General features: G+C 69.5%; 1 protein-coding gene and 1 pseudogene. Both read left to right on the top strand.

Going from position 1 to position 534, the window contains the following annotated elements; genetic code table 11:
- Positions 1 to 343, top strand: a 343-nt coding sequence (locus GYB81_RS24275) for an efflux RND transporter permease subunit (protein WP_161898035.1), incomplete at its 5' end; no start/stop codon positions are given.
- Positions 340 to 534 (top strand): annotated as a pseudogene (locus GYB81_RS24270) (efflux transporter outer membrane subunit); the annotation flags it as partial. The gene GYB81_RS24275 and the pseudogene GYB81_RS24270, both read left to right, overlap by 4 nt.

Below are 534 nucleotides of genomic sequence, written 5' to 3'. Positions count from 1 at the left end.
TAAGAGACAGGTGGTGCCCATGGCCATCTGCGGAGTGAGTTTCGGCCTGCGGCTCACCGGTCAGGCCTTCGGCTGCATGGCGGTGCTCGGCCTGCTCATCCTGACCGGCATGCTGATCAAGAACGCCGTGGTGCTGGTGGACGAAATCGACCGGCAGATCGCCGCCGAGGTGCCGCGCCTGACCGCCATCATCGAGGCTTCGGCCTCGCGTTTGCGCCCGGTGACGATGGCCGCCGGCACCACGGTGCTGGGCATGGTGCCGCTGCTGTTCGACCCGTTCCTGCTGGCCGTGCCCTGCCTGTACCTGCTGCTGATGAAAGTGCGCCCGGAGGAAACCGCATGACTGCCAAGGCCCTGGCCGCTCCGCTGCTGCTCGCCCTGGCCCTGAGCGCCTGCTCCAGCGCCCCGCAGCATCCGGCGCCGCAACTGCCGGATACCTGGTTCAGCGCCGCCGGCGCCCACCCGGCCGATGCCGAGTCGCTGGCCAGCTGGTGGCGTCAGTTCCACGACCCGCAGCTCACCGCGCTGGTCCAC

It is taken from the genome of Pseudomonas yangonensis, from assembly GCF_009932725.1.
GTDB classification, from domain to species: domain Bacteria; phylum Pseudomonadota; class Gammaproteobacteria; order Pseudomonadales; family Pseudomonadaceae; genus Aquipseudomonas; species Aquipseudomonas yangonensis.
The sequence above is the reverse complement of the archived record's forward strand: the minus strand, read 5'-3'. Positions and strand labels throughout refer to the sequence as shown.